The organism is Phaeobacter sp. SYSU ZJ3003, assembly GCF_041300735.1.
GTDB lineage: Bacteria > Pseudomonadota > Alphaproteobacteria > Rhodobacterales > Rhodobacteraceae > Phycobacter > Phycobacter gallaeciensis_A.
Genome location: NZ_PXNU01000049.1, coordinates 14,962 through 41,538, shown reverse-complemented (window position 1 = coordinate 41,538; position 26,577 = coordinate 14,962). Strand labels below are relative to the sequence as shown.

Annotated in this window: 17 protein-coding genes and 3 pseudogenes; 14 read left to right on the top strand and 6 right to left on the bottom strand. The window is 63.2% G+C overall.

Translation table 11 applies throughout. The annotated features are described in order from the left end of the window. Window positions 1-91: 91 nt before the first annotated feature. Window positions 92-343 (bottom strand): annotated as a pseudogene (locus C6W91_RS16825) (IS110 family transposase); the annotation flags it as partial. Between the two features lie 664 nt (window positions 344-1,007). Between C6W91_RS16825 and C6W91_RS16820 the strand changes: the two are divergent. Further along, window positions 1,008-2,072, top strand: a pseudogene (locus C6W91_RS16820) (IS630 family transposase); the annotation flags it as partial. A 105-nt stretch (window positions 2,073-2,177) separates the two neighbouring features. On the opposite strand, the gene C6W91_RS16815 reads toward C6W91_RS16820, so the two are convergent. Then, window positions 2,178-3,482, bottom strand: a complete 1,305-nt coding sequence (locus C6W91_RS16815) for an HlyD family type I secretion periplasmic adaptor subunit (RefSeq protein ID WP_370571165.1) — start codon at window positions 3,480-3,482, stop codon at window positions 2,178-2,180. Next, entirely contained in the window at window positions 3,479-5,212 is a 1,734-nt protein-coding gene (locus tag C6W91_RS16810; protein ID WP_370571164.1) for a type I secretion system permease/ATPase, read from the bottom strand. The genes C6W91_RS16815 and C6W91_RS16810 overlap by 4 nt, the downstream gene beginning before the upstream one ends. A gap of 613 nt (window positions 5,213-5,825) precedes the next feature. Between C6W91_RS16810 and C6W91_RS16805 the strand changes: the two genes are divergently transcribed. Continuing rightward, window positions 5,826-6,584: a sulfotransferase gene (locus C6W91_RS16805; protein WP_274869151.1), complete on the top strand. Its 759-nt coding sequence runs from the start codon at window positions 5,826-5,828 to the stop codon at window positions 6,582-6,584. A gap of 31 nt (window positions 6,585-6,615) precedes the next feature. Here the strand turns inward: C6W91_RS16805 and C6W91_RS16800 are convergent, their stop codons facing one another. Further along, a complete protein-coding gene (locus C6W91_RS16800) occupies window positions 6,616-7,731 on the bottom strand; it encodes a polysaccharide biosynthesis/export family protein (RefSeq protein WP_370571163.1) in 1,116 nt (371 codons plus the stop codon). A gap of 111 nt (window positions 7,732-7,842) precedes the next feature. Here C6W91_RS16800 and C6W91_RS16795 point away from each other — a divergent pair, with 111 nt between their 5' ends. The 8 genes and pseudogenes from C6W91_RS16795 (at window position 7,843) to glmM (ending at window position 17,852) form a co-directional block, all read left to right on the top strand. Then, on the top strand, window positions 7,843-8,769 hold the full coding sequence (locus C6W91_RS16795; protein ID WP_370571161.1) for an NAD-dependent epimerase/dehydratase family protein: 927 nt from the start codon (window positions 7,843-7,845) through the stop codon (window positions 8,767-8,769). Window positions 8,770-8,772: 3 nt separating this feature from the next. Then, window positions 8,773-9,384: a sugar transferase gene (locus tag C6W91_RS16790; protein ID WP_370571160.1), complete on the top strand. Its 612-nt coding sequence runs from the start codon at window positions 8,773-8,775 to the stop codon at window positions 9,382-9,384. Between the two features lie 259 nt (window positions 9,385-9,643). Continuing rightward, the gene (locus tag C6W91_RS16785) at window positions 9,644-11,518 is read left to right on the top strand and encodes a polysaccharide biosynthesis protein (protein ID WP_370571159.1); all 1,875 of its coding nucleotides are present in this window, start codon (window positions 9,644-9,646) and stop codon (window positions 11,516-11,518) included. Between the two features lie 91 nt (window positions 11,519-11,609). Further along, a complete protein-coding gene (locus tag C6W91_RS16780) occupies window positions 11,610-13,883 on the top strand; it encodes a YjbH domain-containing protein (RefSeq protein WP_370571158.1) in 2,274 nt (757 codons plus the stop codon). A 2-nt stretch (window positions 13,884-13,885) separates the two neighbouring features. Next, window positions 13,886-14,599: a YjbF family lipoprotein gene (locus C6W91_RS16775; protein ID WP_370571157.1), complete on the top strand. Its 714-nt coding sequence runs from the start codon at window positions 13,886-13,888 to the stop codon at window positions 14,597-14,599. Between the two features lie 174 nt (window positions 14,600-14,773). Continuing rightward, window positions 14,774-14,983 (top strand): hypothetical protein, encoded by a 210-nt coding sequence (locus C6W91_RS16770; RefSeq protein WP_370571156.1) that lies wholly within the window; start codon window positions 14,774-14,776, stop codon window positions 14,981-14,983. A gap of 205 nt (window positions 14,984-15,188) precedes the next feature. Then, window positions 15,189-16,462 (top strand): annotated as a pseudogene (locus C6W91_RS16765) (nucleotide sugar dehydrogenase). A gap of 46 nt (window positions 16,463-16,508) precedes the next feature. Further along, the gene (gene glmM / locus C6W91_RS16760; RefSeq protein ID WP_370571155.1) at window positions 16,509-17,852 is read left to right on the top strand and encodes a phosphoglucosamine mutase; all 1,344 of its coding nucleotides are present in this window, start codon (window positions 16,509-16,511) and stop codon (window positions 17,850-17,852) included. A 65-nt stretch (window positions 17,853-17,917) separates the two neighbouring features. Here the strand turns inward: glmM and C6W91_RS16755 are convergent, their stop codons facing one another. Further along, the gene (locus tag C6W91_RS16755; RefSeq protein WP_370571154.1) at window positions 17,918-20,602 is read right to left on the bottom strand and encodes a methyl-accepting chemotaxis protein; all 2,685 of its coding nucleotides are present in this window, start codon (window positions 20,600-20,602) and stop codon (window positions 17,918-17,920) included. Window positions 20,603-20,947: 345 nt separating this feature from the next. After that, on the bottom strand, window positions 20,948-23,833 hold the full coding sequence (locus C6W91_RS16750; RefSeq protein WP_347510265.1) for a Tn3 family transposase: 2,886 nt from the start codon (window positions 23,831-23,833) through the stop codon (window positions 20,948-20,950). Window positions 23,834-23,962: 129 nt separating this feature from the next. Here C6W91_RS16750 and C6W91_RS16745 point away from each other — a divergent pair, with 129 nt between their 5' ends. From C6W91_RS16745 to C6W91_RS16730, 4 genes are all read left to right on the top strand, one after another. Then, window positions 23,963-24,568 carry a recombinase family protein gene (locus C6W91_RS16745; RefSeq protein ID WP_347510264.1) on the top strand — a complete coding sequence of 202 codons (606 nt, stop codon included), beginning with the start codon at window positions 23,963-23,965 and terminating at the stop codon, window positions 24,566-24,568. 325 nt (window positions 24,569-24,893) lie between these two features. Further along, window positions 24,894-25,280 (top strand): hypothetical protein, encoded by a 387-nt coding sequence (locus C6W91_RS16740; RefSeq protein WP_347510263.1) that lies wholly within the window; start codon window positions 24,894-24,896, stop codon window positions 25,278-25,280. Then, the gene (locus tag C6W91_RS16735; RefSeq protein WP_370571152.1) at window positions 25,277-25,987 is read left to right on the top strand and encodes a hypothetical protein; all 711 of its coding nucleotides are present in this window, start codon (window positions 25,277-25,279) and stop codon (window positions 25,985-25,987) included. Before C6W91_RS16740 ends, C6W91_RS16735 begins: the two co-directional genes overlap by 4 nt. Continuing rightward, the gene (locus C6W91_RS16730; RefSeq protein ID WP_347510261.1) at window positions 25,984-26,502 is read left to right on the top strand and encodes a hypothetical protein; all 519 of its coding nucleotides are present in this window, start codon (window positions 25,984-25,986) and stop codon (window positions 26,500-26,502) included. The genes C6W91_RS16735 and C6W91_RS16730 overlap by 4 nt, the downstream gene beginning before the upstream one ends. Window positions 26,503-26,577: the final 75 nt, after the last annotated feature.

Sequence of the window (26,577 nt, the reverse complement as noted above, 5' to 3'; positions counted from 1 at the left end):
GGCGAAAACGCCGGCAAACAGCAAGTCTGCGCAGGTTCCTCCGCATTATGGCCAACTGATGATAAGTGAAGTAATGGAGAGGTGATCATTACTTCACGTATGGCCGGACATAGAGCGGCGACATCAAACGAGGCTCATGTCCCTTCTCAAGACAGAAACGCCCGATGTGATGCGCTCTGCCACAAGCTTCCATCGCAACCACGCAGGGCGGAAGCGCATCAAGAAAGTCCAGCAGCCGATGCCGCTGGAGCCGTTTGCGAAACACAACCACTCCCGCTTCATCCAACCCGGCCAGGCTACAAACGGTCTTGCCCAAATCAATGCCCAGAACCTTGATGTCCATCAGATCCTCCTCTCTCCACCTATGTCCGCCACTCTAGCAGCGGGTTGGTGGGAAGGCTGTTCATCCCATTAGCTCAATCAGGCTGACCCAGAGTTTCTTGCAGCTCTGGTCGAGGAATTTGGCCCGTTTGATGTAGTCCTTGATGACGGTAGTCATGTCTGCTCCCACCAGATCGCCAGTTTTGAGGGGTTGTGGTCGCATTTGAAGAACGGTGGGCTCTATATGGTGGAAGATTGCCACACCAGCTACTGGCCAGGGTTTGGCGGTGGTTACCGAAACGAGACCAGTTTCATTGAGTATTCCAAGAGACTCGTTGATAAAATTCACTCTTGGTACACGAAGCAGGATAAACTGTTTGCGTTTCAGGAGATGGCTAAAGAGGTCAACTCCGTGCGGTTTTATGATTCCATTGTCGCGATCGAAAAACTGGAACAAAAGGAGCCGCCCGTCTCTCTGACTTCCGTCAATGGGAAGGTTATGGGATCATGCAAGGCGCTTGATGTTCGGGGGCGGACTTCGATTTTTGCAGGTAAGGATGGCAGGTAATCGGCAGGCAAATAATGATATAATTGCTGTCCTCACAGATCGCTGTCCGGAGGCGGCGCTAGTGTTCCCCGCCTGACATAGGATTCCCAATCCTGCTCTGCCGTGGCATGATTGTTGGATGAGATGCTCCGACGTTTGCCTTTATCTTGGCCCCGCTGACCGCGCCGAGCTTCAATCTCTGCTCACCAACCACAACACGCCTCGCAAGCTTGCATGGCGCGCCGATATCGTGCTGGCGACGGCGGACTGTCAGGGCACGGTCGAGATCATAAGGCGCACAGGCATGTCGAAGCCGACCGTCTGGCGCTGGCAGGAGCGGTATCTCGATGAAGGCATGCCGGGGCTCAAGCGCGACAAAACGCGGCCCTCGCGGGTGCCGCCGCTGCCGCGGGAAACGCGGCTCAAGGTGATCGCGAAGACGGTGCAGGAGAGCCCGCCCAATGCCACCCATTGGAGCGGCTCTACCATGGCCGAGGCCATGGGCATCTCGTTGTCGAGCGTGGGCCGCATCTGGGACGAGGCGGGGCTGAAGCCGCATCTGACAAAGGGCTTCAAGGACTCCAACGATCCAGCATTCGAGGAGAAAGTCACCGACATCGTCGGGCTCTACCTCGATCCGCCGGAGCGGGCGGTGGTGCTGTGCGTCGATGAAAAGTCTCAAATACAGGCGCTGGACCGCACCCAACCGGGGCTGCCGCTCAAGAAGGGGCGTGCCGCCACCATGACCCATGATTACAAGCGCCACGACACGACCACGCTGTTCGCCGCGCTCGACGTCAAATCCGGCGTGGTGATCGGCGAATGCCTGCCGCGCCACCGGGCGAAGGAGTTCCTGAAGTTCCTCCGCCGCATCGACCGGGCTGTGAAGAAACCGCGCGACATCCACATGGTTCTCGACAACTACGCCACTCACAAGACGCCCGAGGTGTGGGCATGGCTGGAGAAACATCAGCGCTTCAAGTTGCATTTCACACCGACCAGCGCGTCCTGGCTGAACCTGTTCGAACGCTTCTTCGCCGAGATTACGTCGAAGCGCATCCGGCGCGGCAGCTACTCAAGCGTCGACGACCTGCAGAGCGCGATCTACGACTACCTGCTGCTGCACAACGCAAAGCCCTTCGTCTGGAGCAAGACCGCCGATGACATCATCACCCGCGAGCGCCGCGCGCTTGATGCTCTCGATGAAACCAGAGGAATCGGTAGCATGTGTCAGACTCGGAACGCTAGCGCCGAAAGCTGCTGGCGAAAAGAGCAAAACCGCCCCGACTGTCCGTCGGAGCGGATCTCGTTATGTTTCTCTGAAGGCCTTTGCGAAATAGTCGCTGAAGGGTTTCAGCAGATAGGTCAGGGGTGAGCGGTCCTTGGTGCGGATATAGCTTTCCACCGGCATGCCCGGGATCAGGGCGGTATCCGCAGGCAGGCGCTGCAACTCGCCGTCATCCAGTGCGATCTCGGCGCGGTAGTAGGACACCCGCGTACCTTCGTCCTCAAAAGCGTCAGCAGAGACCTGCGTCACCTTGCCAAAGAGTTCCGGCGTCTGGCGCTGATCCAGCGCCGAGAAGCGCAGCGTCACCGATTGGCCGACAAAGATCTGATCGATATCCGTCGGTACCACCTGCACCGCGATCACCAGCGGACGGTCCTGCGGCACCAGATACAGCACCGGCTCTGCCGGGCGGATCACCGAGCGCGGCGTATGGACCTGCATGCCATAGACGACGCCCGACACCGGCGCGGTGATGTCGAGCCGGTTCAGGCGCTCCAGCAGCGAGCGGCGAGTTTCTGCCAGTTCCAGCTCCCGGTAGCGCAGATCGCGCAGACGGGTGATCGCCTCTTCCCGCTGGCGCGAGCCAAGCGTCAGGATCTGGATGTCGATTTCTGTGATGCGGCCTTCGGCCTGGGCCTGATTGGCCAGGAGTTCCCCCAGAGAGCCGCTGAGGTTCGCCTCGGTGCGGCGCAGGTTCAGAACCGTGCCCGCCTGCGCCAGCCCGCGCTCCAGAAGGGTCTGCTGGTTCTTCAGTTCCTCGCCGATCAGATCCAGCTGTACTCGCATGGACTCCTGCTGCGCCTTGATGCCGACGATCTGATCGTTGATCTGGGTGCGGCGTTTTTCCAGCTGTTCGATCTCCCGGTTGGTCGAGTCGCGACGGGCCAGGAACAGGCGCTCCTGCCCCTCCATTAGATCGCGCACCTCAGGGCGCTGCGCCGCCAGGGTCTCCAGCTCCGGGTCAAAGCTGATCTCATCCACCTCGTCGCGCTCGGCCTCAAGTCGGCCGCGGCGGGCCATCAGTTCGAACAGCTGACCTTCGGTGATCACCAGCTGCGAATGCAGCTCGGTTTCGTCCAGTCGCAGCAGCGTCTCTCCGGCGGCGACGGTATCGCCCTCGTCGACCAGGATCTCCGATACGATGCCACCATCCAGATGCTGAACCACCTGACGGTTGCGGTCCACCTCGATCCGGCCGGAGGCAACAACCGCCCCCGCGATCGAGGACATCACCGCCCAGGTGCCGAACCCACCGACCAGGATCAGCAGTCCCAGCAGGCCAAGGGTCAGCGGACGCCGGGCAGACCAGTCTTTTTCGACGCTCATTTCACACCTCCGGGGGCCCGTGCCTTGCGGATCGTCTGATGGTTCGCGACCATCTCCTGCAGCACCTTGTCCTTGGGACCAAAGGCGGTCTGCACGCCCTGATCGATCACCAGCAGCAGCTCGCATTCCTGAATGGCGGCCGGGCGGTGGGCCATGATCATCACCGATTTCCCGTCCGCTTTCAGCTGTTTGATGGCCCGGTTGAGCGCCACCGATCCATCATTGTCGAGGTTCGAATTGGGCTCGTCCAGAATGACGAAAACCGGATCATCATAAAGCGCGCGCGCCAGGGCGACACGCTGCATCTGGCCGCCCGACAGGCGCCCGCCACCAGACGAAACCGCGGTGTCATAGCCGTCGGGCAGTTTGACGATCATGTCATGCGCGGCGGCCTTCTTGGCGGCGGCGACAACCTTGTCGGCATCGGGCTCCTGGGCCAGCCGGGCAATGTTCTGGGCGATGGTGCCGTCGAACAGCTGCACCCGTTGCGGCAGATAGCCGATGTGACGCCCCAGAACCTCCGGCGCGTATTGATCGATGGAGGCCCCGTCCAGCCGCACCGTGCCCGCCGCCGGGCGCCAGGCGCCGGTCAGGGCCTTGGCCAGGGTGGATTTGCCCGATCCCGACGGGCCGATCACGCCAATCGCCTGCCCCGGCTGCACCCGGAACGACACGTTGCGCAGCTGCGCCTTGTTGTCACCGGGCGGTACCACCGCCAGCCCCTGCACCTCCAGCAGTGCCTTGGGCTGCGGCAGCGCGGTGCGCTCCTGCTCCGGCGGCACCTTGGCGAGAAGTTCGCCGAGGTTGTTCCAGCCTTTCATGGCGCGCTGCACCATCGCCCACTGGCCGAGGCCCAGCTCGATCGGGGCCAGGGCGCGGCCCATCAGGATCGACCCGGCGATCATCGCCCCGGGCGTCATTTCGCCCTGCAGCACCAGATAGGCGCCCAGCCCCAGCATCGCCGATTGCAGGAACAGCCGTAGCGTCTTGGTGAGGGTGGTGAAGCCGCCTCCGGTATCCGTGGCGGCGATATTGTCCTTCAGCGCGGCCGAACGCGCCTTCTGCCAGCGCTGGAAGGCGGCATTGCGCATCCCCATGGACTGGATCATCTCCGCTTCGGTGCGGATTTCCTCAGACATCAGGTTGGCCTTGTGGCCGGACATATTGGCTTTTTGCAGCGGCGTGCGGCTCAGCAGCTGGTTGAGCACGGCAATCCCGATCAGCACCGCGCCACCGGTCAGGGCCAGCAGGCCGAGCCAGGGGTGAAAGAGGGCGATTCCGGCCAGGAACACCGGCGTCCACGGCAGGTCGAAGGCAGCGCCAAGGACCGGCGATGAAATCAGCCGCTGGATCGATTCCAGATCGCCAAGCCCGGTCTGCGCCACGGGATCACGCGCCACTGCCGAACGGCGGATCATGGCATCGAACACCCGCTGGTCCAGCGCCGCCTGGAACCGGGCCCCGGCCCGCGCCAGAATGCGGCCACGGGCGTAATCCAGAAGACCCATCATGCCGTAAAGGAACACCACCAGGAGCGACAGGGCGACCAGCGTGGCCTCGGAGCGGCTGCCCAGAACCCGGTCATAGACCTGCATCATATAAAGCGGGCCGGTCAGCATCAGCATGTTCACGAAAAAGCTGAAGACTCCGACGAACCAGTAAAGCCCACGGCTGCGACGACGCACCGCCAAAAGCTCGTCATTGCCAGATTGGTGATTTTTGTTTGTCATGCCTTCTTAACACAATTCGATGTTATGCGCGGCCCTTGGGTCGTCTGACGTGTGTCGCGCGTGTTTCGAGCCACAGGCTCTTGCTGTCTCTGGTGACGGTGTAAATATGCTCCATAACGCAGAAAATACAGGTGAGACAGAGCGCTCCGATTATTCCGCATCTATGCGTCATAACGGCAGGCAAGGAAACCCGGTTGAACGGGCATTTTTCCGGGGTGACAAAATGCGCCCGCGGACGGCGGGCGCGTGAGGACGTTTGCCGGACTTTGCAACGCCAGGCCTGACGGGGCTGTGATCCGGTGCTTTGCGTTTGGGACTGGCAAAAAGGCTGGAAAAGCGGCATGAAGCGGCAGTTTGGTGCAGCTTGTTCAGGTGTTCCGAAGGCTTAGACTGGATCAAACCCTGCTCAGGACATCAAGGAGCCCGTCCCGTTGACCCTTCCTCAAAATCACGATGACCCTTCTGGTGCGCAATGAGCAGGATATCATTGCCGACGACATCCGGTTTCATCATGCGCTTGGCGTGGACAGCCCTGCACTCGGCCAAGGCGCGGCAAAGAGCACGGCTGGTCTTGCACCAGTTTTAGGGACCCGTTTCAGGAATGAGGTATCACATGCAGGACCACAGGCTGGACGATGGGCCGGAAGACGGGCGCGGCGATCCTTTCGGGCAGGTCGACAGGACCGTCTTTGTGATCACCTATGGCCGGTCGGGCTCGACCCTGTTGCAGAACATGATCAATGCGCTGCCGGGCCATGTCCTGCGCGGGGAGAACGCCAATCTGCTGGCGCCACTGGTGCGGGCCTGGCAGCAGCTGCGTCTGTTCTATCCCGAGCAGGTGGAGCGCATGAAGATCGCCGGGCCGCTGCCCTCGGGGCCGCATCAGCCCTGGTACGGCTACGAGGCGATCGATGTCGACCGCCTGGGCCGCGATCTGGCGTCCGTGTTCCTGGGCGATGTGCTGCGCCCCGACGCGGACACACGGGTGATCGGCTTCAAGGAAATCCGCTGGCATGAAGAGCCGGATCTGTTCGTGCCGATGCTGGAGTTCCTGCAGCGCTACATGCCGCAGGCCCGGTTCATCTTCAACACCCGCAATCACGCCGAGGTCTGCCGGTCGGGCTGGTGGAAGACCATGGATCCGGCCGAGGTCACCGCTCAGCTGGAAGGGGCCGAGGCGCTTTATGCCGGCTGGCAGGCGGCGCATCCCGGCAGCTGCCTGGCGCTCCACTACAATGACTATGTGTCCAGCCCCGAGGCCTGGCGTCCGCTGTTCGACTTCCTGGACCACCCCTTTGACGCGGAACTGGTAGAGGCCACTCTGGCCCGCAAGCTGATGCATATGAAGTGGCAGCGCCCGGCGGCAGGCTGAGGCCGGATCGCGGGGCTTGTCGCCGACGCCGCTAGAGCACGCCGGCCCGGCTGAAGACGCCGAAGAAGTTGCCGATGAGATTGGAGACGGTCAGCGCATCGTTGATCGGGGATTCGGTGGCAATGACCAGATCGCCGGGGTTGATCTCAAAGGTGCGGGCGGAAAACAGCCCGTCCGCGGTGGTCAGATCCAGGGTGAAGACCACGCGGTTGTGGCGCGGGCCACGCTGGCCGGGCGCCACCGCCGAATCCGGGTATTCGCGCAGGACCAGCAGCCCTTCGGGATCGGCCTTGTTGTCCTGGAACCCGCCCGAGACCGAGATCGCGTCCATCGCCGACATCTCGTCCTTGGTGAAGATATGCAGATCCTCGGTGCCGGTAGCCCCGAAGGACAGAAAATAGCGTTCGTCCTCTTCCACGAAGACTCGGTCACCGCCGCGCAGGAGTGTATCAAGGCGCGGATTGTTCAGCAGGTTCTGCACCGAGGTGCCGTAAATATTGCTGCCCCGCACCAGGCGGATCTGCGGGTTGTTGAGATTGGAGGAAATGCCGCCCCCGGCCGAGATCAGCCCCATCACCGTATAGTTGCGGTCCGGCATCGGATAGGTGCCGGGCTGGGCAACGCCCGAGACCAGATCGACCGAGTTGCCGCGCCCTTCTGCCATGTCCAGCTGCAATTGCGCCGAAGGCACGATGGCCTCCAGCTCTTTCTGCAGTTTTTCCCTCGCCAGATCCGGGGTTAGCCCCAGCACGTTCACATTGCCCACATAGGGCATGAAGACAGAGCCGTTCGAGGCTACTCGCACGTCCTGCAGCTGCACCATCTTCTGCTCGGCTGAGGTCAGCAGGGAATTGTCGCTGCTGTCCCAGATCCGGAGCGTCAGCGTGTCGCCGGCCTGGATGATCTGGGTCTTGGCGCCCTGGCTGGCCCGGATCCAGCCCAAAAGCTCCTTCTGGCCGGTTTCCGGCCATTGCCCCACCGTCGGCAGGAAGGCGCGGGTGACCTGATAAAGCGCAAAATCGGCATCCGGTTCGCTTGACTGGGCCAGGATTTCCTCGCTGACAGGGGCGCCGCTTGGCAGGCGTCCACAGGCCGCCGACAAAAGAACAAGGCTGACGGCGGCGAGCAGTGAAATGAAAGAGCGCATGAGGTCCCTGTCCGGAAACGGCTTGATTTTTGATCCGGTTTCGGACCTGTGGTTTTTATGCGAGCAAGATACCGGGCCTGTGCCATGCGTCAACAACAAGCGTCAACACCTATGGAGGCAGAATCGGGGGGCGATCCCGCCGCCCCGGCCATTTTGGTGCTCGGCGCCGCAGGGCGGATCGGCGGGCTGTTGCACCGGGACTGGCCGACTTTGCTGCCCGGCCACGATCTGCGCTGGCAGGCGCGCCGTTCCACGGCCGATCCTGCAATAGATGACGCCTGGCATATCTTTGCGCCGCTGAAAGATCCCGCTGCCCTTGCGCAGGCGGCAGAGGGCACCGATACGATTCTCTGCCTCGCCGGGGTCACCCCGGGTCATGGTGGTGATCTCGATGACAATGCCCGCCTCGCCGAGGCCGCGATAAGGGCGGCGCAGAACTGCAATGAGGTCAGAGGCCGGGCCAAAAACGGGGCAAGCGACAGAAAGACACGGGTGTTGCTGGCCTCTTCGGGGGCGGTCTATGGCAACCAGTCCGGTATCCTGTCCGAAGAGGCGCGGCTAACCCCAGCCAATCCCTATGGCGTCGCCAAGGCCGAAATGGAGGCGCAGGCCCTCAGGCTGGGGGCAGAGGCCGGGGTTGCGGTCACCGTCCTCAGGATCGGCAATATCGCGGGGCTCGATGCCATTCTCGGCGGCTGGCGCCCCGGGTTTCAGCTGGACCGTTTCGCCGATGGCACGACGCCCCGGCGCAGCTATATCGGGGTGCAGATGCTGGCGCAGGTGCTGGCGGCACTGGTGCAGCACCAGGGTCTGCCTGAGGTGCTGAACCTGGCCCAGCCCGGCCCAGTTGCCATGGGCGATCTGCTGCGCGCGGCGGGGCTAGATTTCAGCTTGCGCCCGGCGCCCGATAGCGCCATCCCCGAGGTTGCGCTGGAGGTGACCCGGCTGGCCGGGTTGCTGCCGCCGGATGTGCCGCTGCCCCCTGCCGATCCGGCGCAGCTGGTGGCCGAATGGGCCGCGCTGAGGGACGAAAGCTGAGACATGACCTGGGCCAAACGCCTTTTCGATCTTTTCTTTGCCACGCTGCTGATCGTGATTCTTGGGCCGATTCTGCTGTTGCTGCTGCTCTGGCTGCTGCTGAAGGAAGGGCGACCGCTGTTTTATGTGGCAGAACGGATGAAAACGCCGGACCAGCCCTTTGATCTCTGGAAACTCCGCACCATGACCGTGGTGGCCGAGGATGCGGGCGTCTCCGGCGGTGACAAGGCGGCACGCATCACCCGCACTGGCGCCTGGCTGCGGCGCAAGCGGCTGGATGAATTTCCCCAGCTCTGGAACATCCTCAAGGGCGATCTCAGCTTTGTCGGGCCGCGCCCGCCGCTGCGCCAATATGTGGAGGCCCATCCGGAAGTCTATGAAAAGGTGCTGAAAAGCCGTCCCGGCGTCACCGGGCTGGCGTCGATCACTTATCACAAGCACGAGGCGGCGCTGCTGGAGCGCTGCACAAGCCGCGAGGAAACCGATGCGGTCTATTCGCGCATTTGCGTGCCTGCCAAGGCGCGGCTCGATATGATTTACCAGCGCCACCGTAACATGTGTTATGATTTCGATCTGGTGTTCCAGACCATCGGCAATATCTTCCGCCGCGGTTAGGGGGCCTGTTTCCAGGACACACAGGGTCTGGATTTGGCGACTTTCCGCCATCTTGGGGTTTGTGCTAAACTCCAAAAACGGGATAGAAATATCCGCAAGCGAATTTGAATAGTGATCCGGATGATTTGCACAAACCGGGCGGACAGCATGGGCGGGATTGCAGACAAACGCTTCATGCAAGGGCAGCGACCCGATGTCATGACCGGGCAACGGCATGGCAGAAGCCTCGGGCTGGCTGTCAGGGAGCAGGGGCACAAGAGTGTTTAATCTGATCAGTGCATTATCGCGCAAACAGAAATCCTATATCTTTCTGGCTATTGATCTGGCTCTGATCCCCCTGGCGCTTTTGTTTACCTTCGCGGTGCAGCCGCTGCCGGATCCCGCTTTGCAGACTCTGATTCTGATGGTGCCGGTACTGCCCTATGCCATGGCGGTGATGGCGGCGATGTCGGTCTGGCTGGGACTGCCGATGGTGCAGCTCAACGCCTATGAACGTCACGCGGTGACGTTGACGGCAGCGGTGGCCGCTGTAACCGCCGCAGTGGTGGCCGGGCTGACCTACCTGTTTGGCCCCGACCTGCCGCCCGGCACCCATGTGGTGTTCGGCACCAGCTATTTCCTGTTCCTGGTTGCCACCCGCGGGGTGCTGCATCAGGTGGTCATGGCGATCTACCGCCGCGCCCAGCCGCGCTGCCGGGTGCTGATCTACGGCGCTGGCACCACCGGCACCCAGCTGGCGCAGGCGCTGAAGGCCCATGACGGCATCGATCCGGTGGCCTTTGTCGATGACAATTCCTCGCTGCAGGGCATGACGCTGGTGGGGCTGCCGGTGTTTCCGCCCGCCCGCATCGACCACATCGTCAAGACCCGCGGCATCAAGCGGGTGCTGCTGGCGATGCCGTCGCAAAGCCAGCCGAAACAGGCCCAGATCACCAAGCGCCTGCAGGATATGCGGCTGGAGGTGCAGGCGCTGCCCTCCTTTGCCCAGCTGATCGGCGAAGAGGCGCTGGTGGACAAGCTGACCCCGGTGGCGCCGCAGAAATTCCTCGGCCGCGCGGCCCGCGATGTGCCCTTGCAGGAGGCCGCCGCCTCCTATGCTGGACGGGTGGTTCTGGTCTCCGGCGCTGGCGGGTCGATCGGCTCGGAGCTCTGCCGTCAGGTGCTGGCCTGCGCGCCGACGAAACTGGTGCTTTTCGAACTCTCTGAGCTGGCGCTATATACCGTGCATCAGGAAATGAAGCAGCTGACTGCGGGCACCGGGATCGAGGTTGTGCCGGTGCTGGGATCGGTCACCGATCCGCGTCAGGTGCGGCTGGTGCTGAACACCCACGACGTTCAGGTGGTGCTGCATGCGGCAGCCTATAAACACGTCCCCCTGGTCGAGGCCAACCCGCTGCCGGGCCTGGCCAACAACGTCTTTGGCACCGAAACCCTGGCCCGGGCGGCAGCGCAGGCGGGGGTGGAACGCTTCATCCTGATTTCCTCGGACAAGGCGGTGCGCCCGACCAATGTGATGGGCGCCTCCAAACGCATGGCCGAGCTGACCGTGCAGGATCTGGCCAGCCGCCATCCGAACACCGTCTTCACCATGGTGCGGTTCGGCAATGTGCTGGGCTCTTCCGGCTCGGTGGTGCCGCTGTTTCAGGAGCAGATCAGCCGCGGCGGCCCGGTGACCGTCACCGATCCCAATGTGAAACGCTATTTCATGACCATCCGCGAGGCGGTGCAGCTGGTGCTGCAGGCCGGCGCCGAGGCCATGGGCGGCGAGGTCTTCGTGCTGGACATGGGCGAGCCGGTCTCGATCCTGCAGCTGGCCCGTCAGGTGATTGCCAGCGCCGGTTACACGGTGCGCGATGAAGACAATCCCGAAGGCGATATCGCCATCCACATCATCGGGCTGCGCCCCGGCGAGAAGATGGAAGAGGAGCTGACCCTCAGCCAGGAAGTGATCGGCACCCGGCATCAGAAGATCTTCTGCGCCCGGGAAACCGTGCTGTCGGAACTCGAAACCGCCGCCCTGTTGCGCGGGCTGCGTCAGGCAGTGGCCGCCGGAGACGAGAGCGCAGCCCGGCAGGTGGTGATGCGCTGGGTCGAAGGCTACACCCAGCCCCCCGCGGACCGGAAAACCTCATAAGCGCGCGCCGCGCTGTTCTGACCGTTGATCCGGTTCAGGATTCTGTGTTCTAACCGCCTGAGGCAGGCATTTTCAGACAGTCAGGACCGTCGTGACCTCTTCCCGCAGATATACGTTCCGGCGCGTTTGGCCCTCTTTCGCAGGGTCGGGCACCTCTGGGTTTTCTGCCGCGATCATCGCGGGGATCTGCGCAGGCGCCTCTGGCGCTGTGGCGCAGGACGCCGCCCCGGCGCCGGGATTTGCCACTGCGGCGCAGGTCGATAACTTTGATGCGCCCAGTCTGGAGCCGCCCGCAGCACCGGGGCTCAATTTCTACGGCACCCCCGGCCTGATGGACACGCCAAGCGCCGAAATGCTGCCGGACGGGCATTTCGCCACCACCTTTTCCTGGTTCGGCGGGCAGAGCCGCTACAACCTGACCTTTCAGGCGCTGCCCTGGCTCAGCGCCTCCTTCCGCTACAACGGCATCCGCAACCTCAACCTCTTTGGCTTCAACACCTATTACGACCGCGGTTTCGACGTGCGCTTCCGCCTGCTGCGCGAGCGGCGCTACCTGCCGGAACTGACCATGGGATTGCAGGATTTCGCCGGCACCGGGGTCTATGCAGCGGAATATCTGGTCGCCACCAAGCGGATCGAGACGCCGCCCCTGCGTTTTGGCGGCGCGCCCGGGCGCAGCCCCGGCCAGCTGAAGGTCTCGGCCGGTCTGGGCTGGGGGCGGCTCGGCTCTTACGGGGCGATTGGCAATATCGGCGGCAAGCGCCCCAGTTTTGTTGGCGGCGGCACCGGCGGTAACCTGTCTTATGATCAATGGTTCCGCGGCGATTTCGCGCCTTTTGCGGGCATCGAATGGCAGGCCAATGAACGCTGGTCCGTCAAGGCGGAGTATTCCTCGGACGCCTATGTGACCGAGACCCGCATCTCCAATGTCTTCGAGCGCAAGTCGCAGGTGAACTACGGGCTGGAGTACCAATGGTCCAAGACCACCCGCATCGGCGCCTATTACATGTATGGCTCCGAACTTGGCATCACCGCGCAGTTCCAGCTGAAGCCCCGGCACCCGATCATCGCGACCCAGGTGCCCGCCCCGGCGCCCATCGTGCCGCGCAGCCAATGGGCCACGAAAGAGGAACATTGGAGCCAGGACTGGACCGAAAGCGAATATAAACGCACCCGGTTCCGCGATCTGGTGGCTGAAGGGCTGAAACCGCACGGGCTGATCCTGGAGGCGATCGATCTCAAGGGGACCGAGGCCGAGGTGCGGTTCCGCAACCCGCGGTACCGCTCCTATGCCATCGCAGTGGGCCGGGTGGCGCGCACCATGGCGCTGACGCTGCCGCCTTCGATCGAGACCTTCCGCATCATCCCGGTGCGTTCGGGCATGGGACTGTCCACTACAGTGATCCGGCGCTCCGATCTGGAAGAGCTGGAATTCTCGCCCGAGGCCTCTGATGGTCTGATGGCGGTGGCGGCGGTGACCGGCGCCGGGCCACTGCCTGAGACGGCAATCTTCTCGGAGGAACTTTATCCCGCCTTCACCCGCTCCATCAGCCCCTATGCGGCGCCGGCCTATTTCGACCCGGCCCGGCCCTTCCGGCTGGATGTGGGGGTGGATTTTGCGGCAGGCTATTCCCCGGCGCCGGGCTGGCGCATCGCCGGCACCATCCGCCAGCGGGCCTGGGGCAACGTGCAGGACGGGCGGGCGTCGAACTCGGTGCTGCCGCATGTGCGCACCGACCAGTCCTTCTATGCGCAATATGGCACCACGCTGGAAAACCTCTACGTGGACCGCAGCTGGCAGCCGCGGCGCAACGTCTATGCCCGCCTGCGCGCCGGCCTGTTCGAAAGCATGTATGGCGGTCTGTCCGGCGAGGTGCTGTGGAAACCGGTCTCCAGCCCGCTGGCGCTGGGGGTCGAGGCCAATTATGTCATTCAGCGCGATTACGACCAGCGCCTGTCTTTCCGCGATTACAAGACCTTCACCGGCCATGCCTCGGCCTATCTGGAGCTGGGCGAAAGCTATCAGGCGCAGATCGATGTCGGGCGCTATCTGGCGGGGGATTACGGCGGCACCTTCAGCCTGTTCCGGGAATTCGAGAACGGCTTCAAGGTCGGCGGTTTCTTTACCCTGACCAATGTCTCGGCTGCGGAGTTCGGCGAAGGTTCCTTTGACAAGGGGTTCTATTTCCGCATTCCGCTGGGCTGGCTCCTGGGCAAGGAAACCCGCAACGCCTACGGGCTGACCATCCGCCCGATCCAGCGCGACGGCGGCCAGCGCGTCGGCGGGGTCGGCGGTCTTTACGGCGATGTGCGCACCGCCCACCGCCGCAGCCTGCGGGCGCAACGGGCGAGGTTCTGGGAATGATTATGACACAGCTGACCCGCCCCCTGCGCGCGCTCGCCGGGATCCTCAGCGCTGCGCTTGTGCTGGCCGCCTGCAGCGGCGGGCCGCAGGATGCACCGCTTGAGGTGGAAATCATGCAGGTCGTCGGCCAGCAGGTGAAGCAACGCCTGCAGCGCAAGCCCGAACGCCCGCCGGTCACCCGGGCGCTGCTCGACAGCCTGGATGAGACCTATATCGAGGTCACCATCGAGGACGACGGCCAGCGCGCCTATCTGCAGCCGCAGCTGGTGAAACAGGACAGCACCCCGGGTCAGGTCACCGTCTGGCTGACCGAGGACGCGGTGACGCTGGCGATGCGCAACGGCGTGCTCACCGCCACCCGCGGGCTGCGCAACGACATGCTGTCTGCTTCGGCGCTGGTCCATGAGGGGGGCAGCGTGATGGGACCTGCGGGTACGGGCGCGCGGCGCTATGAATTTGCCGCGCTCGACAACCGGTCCGAGGTCTTCACCCTGGCCTGCACGGTCTCTGATCTGGGGACAGAGACCATCGAAATCATCGAGTTAACCTACCAGACCCGGCATCTGCAGGAACGCTGCGAATCCGGCCCGGGCGGCGAATCTGGCGTGGTGGTCAATGACTACTGGATTGATTCCCGCAGCGGCCATTTGTGGCAATCGCGGCAATGGGCCGGTCCCACCACCGGCTATCTGCGTATCCGCCAGCTGACACTCTGAGCGAAGTGTCGCCTTTTCCGCCTTATTTTCCCCGCATTTCGCAGAGGTTGAGCGGTTTTCGCGCAACGTTCAAAAAAAATGTTTTTTTCTGCCCGCTACAGCCTCTCCTTTCGTTGAATTGAAAGACGTCGTCGCATAGTGTCAGCCTCAAAGGTCTCCACAGGAGTTTGGATCATGAAACAATTCTTCGCAGCATTCGCACTGGCCGCAATGGCCGCAACATCCGCATCCGCACAGACAAGCGGTGGCGAAGCCGGTCTCGGCGGTAGCCTGGGCGCAGGCGGTCTGGGTGCAGGTATCATTGCAGGTGCAGTTCTGATCGGCGTTATCACCAACGACGACAACGAAACCGGCACCACCACCACCACGACCACCAGCAACTAAGCCAGGCGGTCGCAGGTCGGCACGGTCCGGCAAACGATATTGTGAAAAAGCGGGTCCTCTGTGGCCCGCTTTTTTGCACCCTGTTGAAGCCCCATTCACAGCCGTTTATAGCCAAGGGTCAGACACCTGCCGATCCGGTCATTCTCCCGACCCCCGGCAGGATTTTCGGCACGTTTCCCGGCCCGAACAGGAAAAGGACCCCGGCATGAGCGATCCAGAGGCGCGGATTTGCGTGATCGGCCTTGGCTATGTGGGCCTGCCGCTGGCGGTGGCCTTTGGCCAGCAGCGCCCGACCCTGGGATTCGACATCAGCGCGGACCGTATCACCGAGTTGCGCGGCGGCCGGGATCGCACCGGCGAGATCGCCGCCGATGATCTGACCGGGGCAGGCCAGCTCTCCTTTACCTCGGACCCAGGCGAGATTGCCGGTTGCACGATCTTCATCGTTACCGTCCCGACCCCGGTGGATGCCAGCCACCGCCCGGATCTGACGCCGCTGCTGCGCGCCTCGGAGACCGTGGGCGCCGCGCTGAAACCCGGCGATCTGGTGATCTATGAAAGCACAGTTTATCCCGGCGCCACCGAGGAAGACTGCGTGCCGGTGCTCGAAGCCACCTCTGGGCTGGTGTTCAACCGGGATTTCCACGTCGGCTATTCGCCGGAGCGGATCAACCCCGGCGACAAGACCCGGCGCCTGGCCGATATCGTCAAGGTCACCTCCGGCTCGACCCCCGAAGTGGCGGCACAGGTCGATGCGCTTTACCGCCAGGTGGTGCAGGCCGGCACCCATCCCGCGCCCTCGATCCGGGTGGCCGAGGCCGCCAAGGTGATCGAGAACAGCCAGCGCGACATCAATATCGCCCTGATCAACGAGCTGGCGATGATCTTCAACCGCATGGGTATCGATACCGAAGCAGTGCTGCAGGCGGCAGGCAGCAAGTGGAATTTCCTCAACTTCCGCCCGGGTCTGGTGGGCGGGCACTGTATCGGCGTCGATCCCTATTACCTGACGCATAAGGCCGAAAGCCTTGGCTATCACCCCGAGATCCTCTTGGCGGGGCGGCGGCTCAACGATGGTATGGGTGCCTATGTGGCGGGGGAAATGGTCAAGGCGATGCTGCGCCGGGGCCTGCCGGTGGCGGGCGCGCGGGGCTGGTGATGGGGCTGACCTTCAAGGAGAACTGCCCCGATCTGCGCAATACCCGGGTCATCGACGTGCTGCGCGCGCTTGAGGAATTCGGCGTCCTCCCCGAGGTCCATGACCCCCATGCCGACCCCGAGGAGGCGCTGCGGGAATATGGTATCCCCCTGGTCGCCGAGCCCGCCGCGGGGCGCTATGACGGGGTGATGCTGGCGGTGGCCCATGATGCCTTCCGGCAGATGGGTGCCGAGGCGATCCGCGCCTATGGCACCCCCGGCGCGCTGCTTTATGATCTGAAATACATCCTGCCGCCCGAGGCCTCGGACCTGCGCCTTTAGGCAGCGACCGGCTTTGGGGACATTTGACGGAAAGAAGAACCGACCCATGCGCAAACTCTTTGGCACCGACGGGGTGCGCGGCACCGCCAACACCCACCCGATGACCGCCGATATGGCGCTGCGCATCGGCGCCGCCGCCGGGCGTTATTTCCGGCGCGAGGCCGGCGGCGTCCACCGGGTGGTGATCGGCAAGGACACCCGCCTGTCGGGCTATATGTTCGAAAACGCGCTGACCGCCGGCCTGACCTCCACCGGCATGAACGTGCTCCTGCTGGGGCCGGTGCCGACCCCGGCGGTAGGGCTGATGACGCGTTCTATGCGCGCCGATCTTGGCGTGATGATCTCGGCCAGCCACAACCCGGCCGAGGATAACGGCATCAAATTCTTCGGCCCCGACGGCTTCAAGCTCTCCGATCAGGCGGAGATCGAGATCGAAGCCCTGATCGAGGCCGGGGTGGAACCGGCGCAGGCGGGCAATATCGGCCGCGCCAAGCGGATCGACGATGCGCGCTTTCGCTATGGCGAGCGGGTGAAATCCTCGCTGCCGCGCGATATCCGTCTGGATGGGCTGAAGGTGGTGGTGGATTGCGCCAATGGCGCCGCCCACCGCGCCGCGCCGGAAATCCTCTGGGAGCTGGGCGCCGAGGTGATCGCCATGGGCACATCCCCCGATGGCACCAATATCAACCGCGGCTGCGGCTCTACCCAGCCGCAGGCGGCCGCCGAAATGGTGGTCGCCCATGGCGCCCACGTGGGGATCTGCCTGGATGGGGATGCCGACCGGGTGATCGTCATCGACGAGAACGGCGCCATTGCCGATGGCGATCAGCTGATGGCGCTCTTGGCAGCGCGCTGGTCCGAGGCAGGCCGGCTGGCAGGCGGCGCGCTGGTGGCCACGGTGATGTCGAACCTCGGGCTGGAACGCTTCCTTGAGGACCGGGGTCTCAGGCTGGAACGCACCGCCGTCGGCGACCGCTACGTGGTCGAGGCGATGCGCGCGGGCGGGTTCAACCTTGGCGGTGAACAATCCGGGCATATCGTGATGAGCGATTACGCCACCACTGGCGACGGGCTGATGGCGGGGCTGCATGTGCTGGCCGCCATGGTGCAGACCGGGCAGGCGGCCTCTCAGCTGGTGCGCCAGTTCGATCCGGTGCCGCAGCTTCTGAAGAACGTGCGCTTTGGCGCCGGGCAGACGCCGCTGGAAGAGACCGGCGTTCAGGACGCGATCCGCGATGCTGAGGCGGCGCTGATGGGGCAGGGGCGTCTGCTGATCCGCAAATCCGGCACCGAGCCGCTGATCCGGGTGATGGCGGAATGCGAGGATAATGCTCTTCTGATGCGCACCGTGGACCAGGTGGTCGAAGCCATCGAAGCTGCCAGCGCCTGATCCGGCGGGCAGTTCCAGCCGAAGATCAGACAGACTGAGGCAGGGGAAGCAGGCGCACGGGCCGGTCAGGCCGACAGGCGCGGCGCCTCTTCGAACGGCTCTGCCATGCCCCCCGCTGCCGTACCGGTGCGGAATCGGTCCAGCGCCTCGGCCATGGCCTGCGCCTCCTGCGACAGGGAAATGGAGGCCGAGGTCACCTCTTCGAACAGGGCGGCATTCTTGGTGGTGGCATCGTCCAGATTGGCCACCGCACCATTCACCTCCTGCAGGTTGCTGGACTGTTCCGCCGAGGCGCGCGAGATATTCTGCATCAGCTCGGCCGCGCTGGAGACCGATTGCGAAATCTCGTTGATCACCTCGCCGGTGCGCCCGACCAGATCGGCGCCCAGTTCCACATGTTCGCTGCTTTCGGCCACCAGGCTGGCGATCTCGTTGGCGGCCTCTTTCGAGCGATGCGCCAGGTTGCGCACCTCGGAGGCGACCACCGCAAAACCCTTGCCCACGGATCCGGCCCGTGCCGCCTCGACCCCGGCATTCAGCGCCAGAAGATTGGTCTGCTGGGCGATACTGTCGATGAGGCCGATGATCTTGGCGATCTTGTCCGAGCTTTCCTTGATCGCCTCCATGGCGGCAAAGGTACGCTGGACCACATCCATGCTTTCGCTGGCGTTGCGGCGCGCGGTCTCCACCGAGGCCGAAGCCTCGCCCGAGGCCTGCGCGGTGCTTTCGACCGAGACTGACAGCTCGTTGAGCGCCGCCGCGGTAGAGGCCAGGGTCTGCGCCGAATGTTCCGAGCGGGCTGACAGATCGCGCGCGGCGCCGGAAATCTCGGTGGTGCCGCTGGCGGTGGACTGGCCGCTCTGGCTGAGGCTGCGCACGGAATCTTCCAGCGCGCCAAGTGCCCGGTTGAAATCGTCGCGCAGCTTGCCGTAGCCCGCGCTCATCTCGTCGTGGATCCGTACCGTCAGATCGCCTTCGGCAAGCCGTTCCAGCCCCTGACCGATGGCGCTGACGGCAGCCGTCTGCTGCGCCAGATGCTGCTGGCGTTCGGCCTCGGCCGCCTTTGAAATCTCTTCCTTTTCCACCAGCCCGTTGCGGAACACCGACAGGGCCTGGGCGATGCGGCGGATTTCGCTGCTGGAGCGGTCAAAACCGGTGACCGGGCTGAGATCGCCGCCCGCCAGGTTTTCCGTGGTCTCGCTGATCCGGGCCAGCGGCCGGGTGATCAGCAGCCGGGTCAGCACCATCGCCGCCAAAAGCACCGCCGCCGAGACCGCCCAGAGGGTCTGCATCCGGGTTTGCGCCGCCTTCACATCGCGGGAGACAGAGCCGGCCATCTCGGCGATGGCGCCTTGGTTGTCAGCGCTAAGCGCCGCCGCCCGCAAAGCGATTTCGGCCACCGCGCTGGCCGCCTCCTGCGAGGCAGAGACGGTTTCGGCGCGGGCACGGATCGTGGCAATCCGCGAGGCGGCAAGACCGGTCTCCGGATCGGCATCGGCAGCGATCTGTTCCAGATCGGCAGCGAATTGCCCGCCAGCAATATCACGGAAGGCCATCAGCGCCGTGGCCGCGGCCTGCAGCGGCGCACCGGCCTCTTCAACCGCGGCGACACGGTCGGCGGCCAGCACCTGCAGCGCCGCCAGCTGCAGGGCGTTGACCTCGGTGTTCATTTCCAGAAGCTGTTTCAACACACCGATTTCATTGTCCAGCAGGCTCTGCACCGCATCGCGGCTTTCCTCGACGGTTTCCTCGGCGACGATTTCCAGCACAAAGACCATGTCCTCGATCGCCTTGTTCAGCACATTGGCGCTGGCCTGGCGGTGATCCAGCACCATGGGGCGCAGCTCTTTCTGCTCGGAGCGGCGCGCGTTCATCATCTGGTCAAAGATGGCAAGCGCCTCTTCGACGATGCCCGCTTCAACCGGGTCTACCTCCATCTCCACCAGCCGCTCGGGCAGGTTTTCCAGCCGCGCGGTCGAGCTTTTGGCGATATTGGACAGGGCTTTTTTCAAAGACGGATCCCGGGTCTGCCCCAGCGCCAGCGCCACCCCGGACAGAAGGTTGATATCGCCCTGCGCCTCCAGAAGGCTTTGCAGCCCGGCAAAATTTTCCTCCACCAGCACCAGAAGCGCGTCTTCGATCGCGGACATCGTGGCATCGCCCCCGGTCTGCAGGTTGGAATAGGCGGCCTCGGCGGCGCTCAGCAGCGTGTTCTGCAGATGCTGGCTGTTCTCCTGCAGATCATCGATCTGCGCCGCGATCCGGGCCTCGCTGTCAAAGGTGGTTTCCCGCGCCGCCATCAGCGCATTCAGCGACTGCACCGTCTGGGTCACCACGGCCTCATACTCGGCGCGCAGATCCGAGGGCAGGCCGGTGACCTCCTCCTGCAGGCGCTGGGTCGCCGCCTCCATCTGGCTGCGGCGGTCCTGCAGCTCTGCGGCATCATCGGCCAGCAGGATATCCGTCATCGCATTGCGGGTCAGGCCGGTGGCCTCGGTCAGCCGGGCGCTGACCTCCAGCTGCGGCAGCATGTCCTGAGTCAGCACCCCCATGTCATCGGACACCCGGGCAAAGACCAGCGACACCAGCACCCCGATCCCGGCCGAGGCAGCCCCCATCGCCAGCAGGATCAGCACCAGCTTGGCCCCGATGCTGGAAAACGGCCGGAAGCGGCGCGCGGCGCGCGTCCCACCAGCTGCGGGATCTGCGGTGGGATCGACTGCGGGATCTGCGGAGGACTTGTGAACCATACTGTATCACCTGTAGCAAAGCGCCGCCCGCCTGCCCGGCGGAGGGCCTGCGGATCGGATGGGGGGCAAACAACCGCAGCCTATCAGCCTGTGGTTTAATTTTATTTTAGCCCTCTCACCCCTTTTTCAGATAATTTGATCGGGTTGATCGGACGCGGTCACGCCCGATGTGGGGTGGATTCCGGTAGGGGGCAGGATCGTATCACAAGGCTCTGACGCCCCCTACACCCCTTCAATTTGAGCCCTGTGGTTGCCTTCATTGTGGCGGTGAGCGTGGTGCGCGCGTTTCGTGGCTGTGAAGGTGGCAAGAAATTGGGGGTGATTACTTCACAACTTCACCCTGGCTTACCGCCGCCACCGGTATTCGCCGGTGAGCAGGATGTGGGCCCATCCGAGCGGGGAGATGTGCGCGAGCAGAGCGGGATCGCAATTCAACCCGGCCCGCTGCCGCGCGGCTACAGCCTGACCGAGGTGCTTGGTGTTCCAGTAGATGATGATGGCGGCGAGCAGGTTGAGACCGGCCATGCGGTAGTGCTGCCCTTCGGCTGTACGATCCCGGATTTCGCCCTGCCGCCCGATGCGCAGGGCGTTTTTCAGAGCGTGATGTGCCTCGCCCTTATTCAGGCCAATCTGGGCCCGCCGCTGCATGTCGGCGTCGAGGAGCCACTCGATGATGAAGAGGGTGCGCTCGACGCGGCCGATTTCGCGGAGCGCCAGAGCTAACTCGTGCTGGCGCGGATAGGCGGCGAACTTCTTGAGCAACTGACTGGGCGGTATGACGCCTGTCACCATCGTGGCGGCAGACCGCAGCACACCGGGCCAGTTCTGGACGACAAGGCCCTCTCGGATCTTGCCACCGATCAGGCTGCGCAATTCGTTTGGCGCTGACGCCGGGTCGAAGAGGTAGATCCGTCTGGATGGCAGGTCACGGATCCGCGGGATGAATCGGAACCCAAGCAGCGAGGTTACGGCAAAGACGTGATCGGTGAACCCGCCGGTGTCAGCATATTGCTCTGTGATCTTCCGCCCCGCCTCGTTCATCAACAGCCCGTCCAGGATATAGGGTGCCTCGCTCACGGTGGCGGGAATGTTCTGGGTCGCGAAAGGGCCGAACTGATCGGAGACATGGGTGTAGGCCTTGAGGCCCGGCTCGGAGCCGTATTTCGCGTTGATGAGGTTCATCGCTTCGCCCTGCCGGGCGGCGGGGAAGAATTGCCCATCGCTGGAGGCAGTCATGCCACCACCCCAAAACCTGGCCATGGGCAGGCGGGATTGCGCCTCGATCACCATGGCGAGGGCCTGGTTGATGGCGTCGCTCTCCACATGCCATCGCGACAGACGGGAAAGCTGGAAGTAATCATGGGTGTTGGTCGCCTCGGCCATCTTGCTGAGCCCGAGGTTCAGGCCCTCGGCCAGCAACACCGTCAGCATGCCGATCTGGTCTTTGCAGCGCGCGCCGGTTTGCGCACTGATGAAGGTTTCCGTGAAGCCGATATCCGCATCGACCTCCTGCATCAGCTCGGTGATCCGTACGGCGGGCAGCCGGTCGTAGAGATCGAGCACCAGCTCGTCCGCCTCTTGCGGCACCGCCGCACTCAGGCGGTCGAGTTTCAGGATGCCGTTCTCGATCGAGCCGCCGGGGATGGCCCCGTCACGCGCTGCCTTTGCCAGCCGCGTCAGGCCTTCGGTCATGCGTGCCTTGCGGTCGGCAAGCCAGGCTTCCGGATCAAGCGGCACGGCCAATCTTGGCATATCCTTCACCGCCTCGGCGGGAACCAGAGCCTGTTTCAGATCGCTGTAGCGTCGGGAATGAGGCACCCAGATATCGCCGGAGCGGAACGCATCCCGCAGGTGGAACAACACCGCCACTTCCCAGAGCCGATGGCCGTCACCGTCCTCAGCGTTCAGATGGCGGTGCCATTTCGAACTGCGTCGCAGGAAGCCAACCGGTCGTTCCTCGGGTCTCTGATCGTCCGCGATCAGCGTGCTGGCCTGCAGCAAGGGCGCTGCGACACCCGCCGCCTGGATATCCAACGCGCGCAGCATGCGCGGGGCATAGCGCCGGAACCGGTGATAGCCTTGGCCAACATGCGCCAAGGGGTCAGCGGCCATCGTGTCCGTCAACTCGGCGGCGATGGCCACCAAGCCTTCAAGCCGTTCCCACCCGCAGGCCAGTTCCGTCGCCTGATCCAAGGGCGCGCCATCGCTTCTGGCGTCGAGCAAGGCGGCACCAAGGGATTTGAAGGCGCGCAGGGTGTCCTGCACCGCCGTCTTTGCGTCAGCGATCTTGGCATCGCAGAGCTTCTTGGCACCCTGCCATGTCTTGCCCACGATCCGATCGTGGGTCTCGATGACCGCGTCCGCAAGCGCCGCACGCCATGCGACCGCGCAGACCGCGAGGATGGCCAGGCGGCGATCACTGCTGATGTCGCGCAGGCCATCGGCAAAATAGCGTTCCCCCTGACGCTGCAGGCGGGTCACCCGATGGGGTGGAATGCCCGAAAGGATGTCAGGCGACAGGTTCATCTGATGCAGAAATTCCAGCCGGTCGAGCAGGCGACTGGCATCGGCCGAGTTCTGACCCACCTCGAATTGGCGCAGCCAGACGAACCGGCTGACCTTGCCCTCGACCATATCCGTAAGCAGGGCATCAAGGCGGGCTTTCATCGGCTCATCCAGCCGGGCTACGATGGCGCTATCGATCCGACGTTCCGCCGCGACCAGCGCATCCGCGCAGAGGCGCTCGATCACGGACACGCCCGGCAGGATGGTTCTGGTCCGGCGGCACTCATCGACAAATCGGCGGGCAAAATCATGGTTGGTAGTCGCGTTCTCCGCCTCACCCGCAAGCCAGGCCTTCAGCTCGCGTGCGCGGTGACCGGAGAACATCCTGAAGCCGTAGGCTTGGCGCAAGTCGACCAGATGCCTTCGCCGCGTTACGTCGGTCTCAGCGTAATGGGAAAGCTCATCCATCTCTTCGCCAAGCTGTGCGGCGATGAAGCGACTGACGGCCTCCGGAATGACCTCACCCGACACCAACAGTCGGCCAGGATACCGGAACGCACAAAGCTGAAGAGCAAAGCCGAGGCGATTGCGTGCATGGCGACGGGTCCGAATGATTTCGATGTCATGATCCGACAGCGTGTAGTGGTGGAGGATGCCGGCTTCGTCTTTCGGAAGGTCGATCAGCGCCGCGCGTTGGCGCGCGGTCAGAATAGAGCGTCTTGGCATGTGGCCTTGTCCTTGTTAGTCATTAGTCTGTTCAGGACAAAATCCGCACCAGCAATATCAAAGGCTTGCAAGGCCAAATTCCGAGGGGGTTCAATTGGGACACATCCTCAAGCAGCAGAGCGATAGGATATGAAAAACCGCGCGGCCATCTACGCCAGAGTTTCGACTTCTGATCAGTCCTGTGAGCGGCAGGTCGCGGAACTGACCGCATTTGCGGAACGCGGCGGCTATGACGTGGTCGGCATGTTCAAGGAAACGGCCTCCGGGGCCTCAGCCAATCGCGCCGCCCGCAATCAGATCCTCAATCTCGCGCAGGCCCGGCATATAGACGCCATTCTGGTCAGCGAGCTTTCCCGGTGGGGGCGGTCCACTCAGGACCTGCTCGATACCCTCAATCGCCTTGCGGGCTGGAAAGTCTCGGTCGTGGCTATGAACGGCATGACCTTCGAGCTCGATACACCTCACGGTCGGATGATGGCCACAATGCTGGCCGGGATCGCCCAATTCGAGCGCGACCTTCTCAGCGAGCGCGTGAAATCCGGCCTGGCCGCTGCACGGGCCCGCGGCAAAAAGCTTGGGCGACAGCCGGGACAGCGACCCAAGTCTGATAAGCTAGCCCCGAAGGTGCTGCAGGCCGTTCAAGACGGCAAATCATACCGATGGATTGCGCGCGATCTCGGCATTTCCAAAAATACCGTCACTGACATCGTTAAACGGCACAGAGATCACGCTTAGGGCGTCATCTAGGGTCTGCCCCAAAATGGTGCCCGCCGAAGCCCATCTCCCGGTCCATCGGTGCAAGACCTGTTTCGCCTTGTGTTATTCTCTCTTCCCCTACTGCCCCAAACGCACCGCGGAGAAGCCCCCGGCGCCGACAAGTTCCCCATCCTGCGAGAAGAAGACACCTCAGTGTCGCCGCCGCTGCTGGATCAGGGGGGGACGGTTTACCGTCGCCATACCCTGCTAGGCAGCAGGTCATTCCGGAAGAGGATTCCGAAGATTTATTTTCGTATTTTCACGGTCATCGAAGACACTTGCCGTGTAGAGCGAGGATAACAGCATGGCACTCAAACCGGAACACCTGAAAGACGCGAAGGCAGCGCTCAAGTCGATGTCGGCGCAACGGGAGAAGAAACTGACAAGGGCCGATTTCGTCACCGGCCTGATCAAGGATATACACGCGAAGATGACGGCTGGGTTCTCTCTGGAAGAGATCTGCGCCGAACTCAACAAGACGCTCCCGGATGGCGAGCAGTTCAAGGTGAACACGTTTAAAACCTACGTGCGCCGCGCCAGAACTCAGGCCGGGATCGCGCCGACACGGTCATGGACGCGCCGGACCGGTCCTGCGGAAACCAGGATACAGGCCGTCCCGGACAAGGGCATGACAAAGGGTCAAAAAGAGGCCCCCGCATCCGATTTTCGAGATCAAGGAGGCGACCTGTGAAGCGGATTTTTTTCATACATGGGGACAAAGGCGGCGTCGGCAAAACCGAAGTCGCAAAGCGGATGGCCGCCGTGATGCTCCAGAATGGCCTACCGGTCACATTGGTCGATGGCGACAACAAAAACCCGGGCCTCCACGCGGCGTTTCAAGACGGGAAACTGGATGTCCACTGCATCAACGTCATGACACCCACAGGCCGCAATGCCCTCTTTGACGTCATCGCGGAAAGCCCAGGGGATGTCCTGACTGATTTGCCCGCGCGGGGCTCGGACGTCACAAAGAAGCTGAATCAGGGCGGCGCTTCTGAAGATGGGTTCAGCCTCGAATTGCTGCTGACCGAGATCGACGCCGAATTGACTATTGTCTTCGTGATCGATCAGACCCGGTCGCCGCTCGTCGCACTCAAGGCGGAACTGGCGGCCCTCCCAGATGCCACGCGCTGGATCGTCGTACGCAACTGGCGCGAGGACCGCGATTTCAGATTGTTCGACACGACCCAGGTCAAAGCTGATCTCGAAGCGCGCGGGGCAGCCATTATCGACATGATCCGGCTCGACCCCCGTGTGAATGATATTCTGGAGAACGGATCCCTGAACCTGATCACCGCACAAACCTCGGATAAGCTTTCCACGCTTCAGAAGATGCGCGTAAAGGCAGCTGTCAGGTCCTGGTCCGAGCAGATGAAGATTGCTGGGCTTATCGAATGACCGAGCTTCCGGAAGACTTGTTCACCCAGATCTACCGTCGCGCACCTACCGAACAAGACCGGGCCCGGTTGTTGGGGGTTAAGGCGGGTCTTGGTCTCTCCCCGCGGGACGAACTCTGGCCGGTCATCATGGTTCTCGATTACTATGACCGCGCAATCAGGTCGGGCCGGATTGATACCTTGCGATACGTCGAGCGCGTTCTGGACGAGTTGCAAGCGATCCCGGACCGTGCCGGCCCGATCGCCAGCGCCGAGGCGCAGAAAGCGATCGCACGGATCATTGAGCAGGCCTCCGACAAGATCGCCCGAAACGCGGCGCAAAAATCGATCACGACAGCCGACCGCATCTCCCGGCGGCAGCTTATTGTCGCGGCCGTGGTCGGTGCCCTTGTTGCCGCATGCCTCGCCGGTACCACGGCTTGGGGGATGTATCTCTTTCTCGAAGCTCGAGGCCTCTGCGCCGAGCCGCCGTTCCTGACCGACGGCGGCCAAATCGGATGTTTCGTTCAGCGGTGATGGGCTGATCTCCTTCTCCGCCAGATGGCGTCGGCGGGATCAGCTATGGGCGTTAGGGGAAGGGGTGCGTTAGGT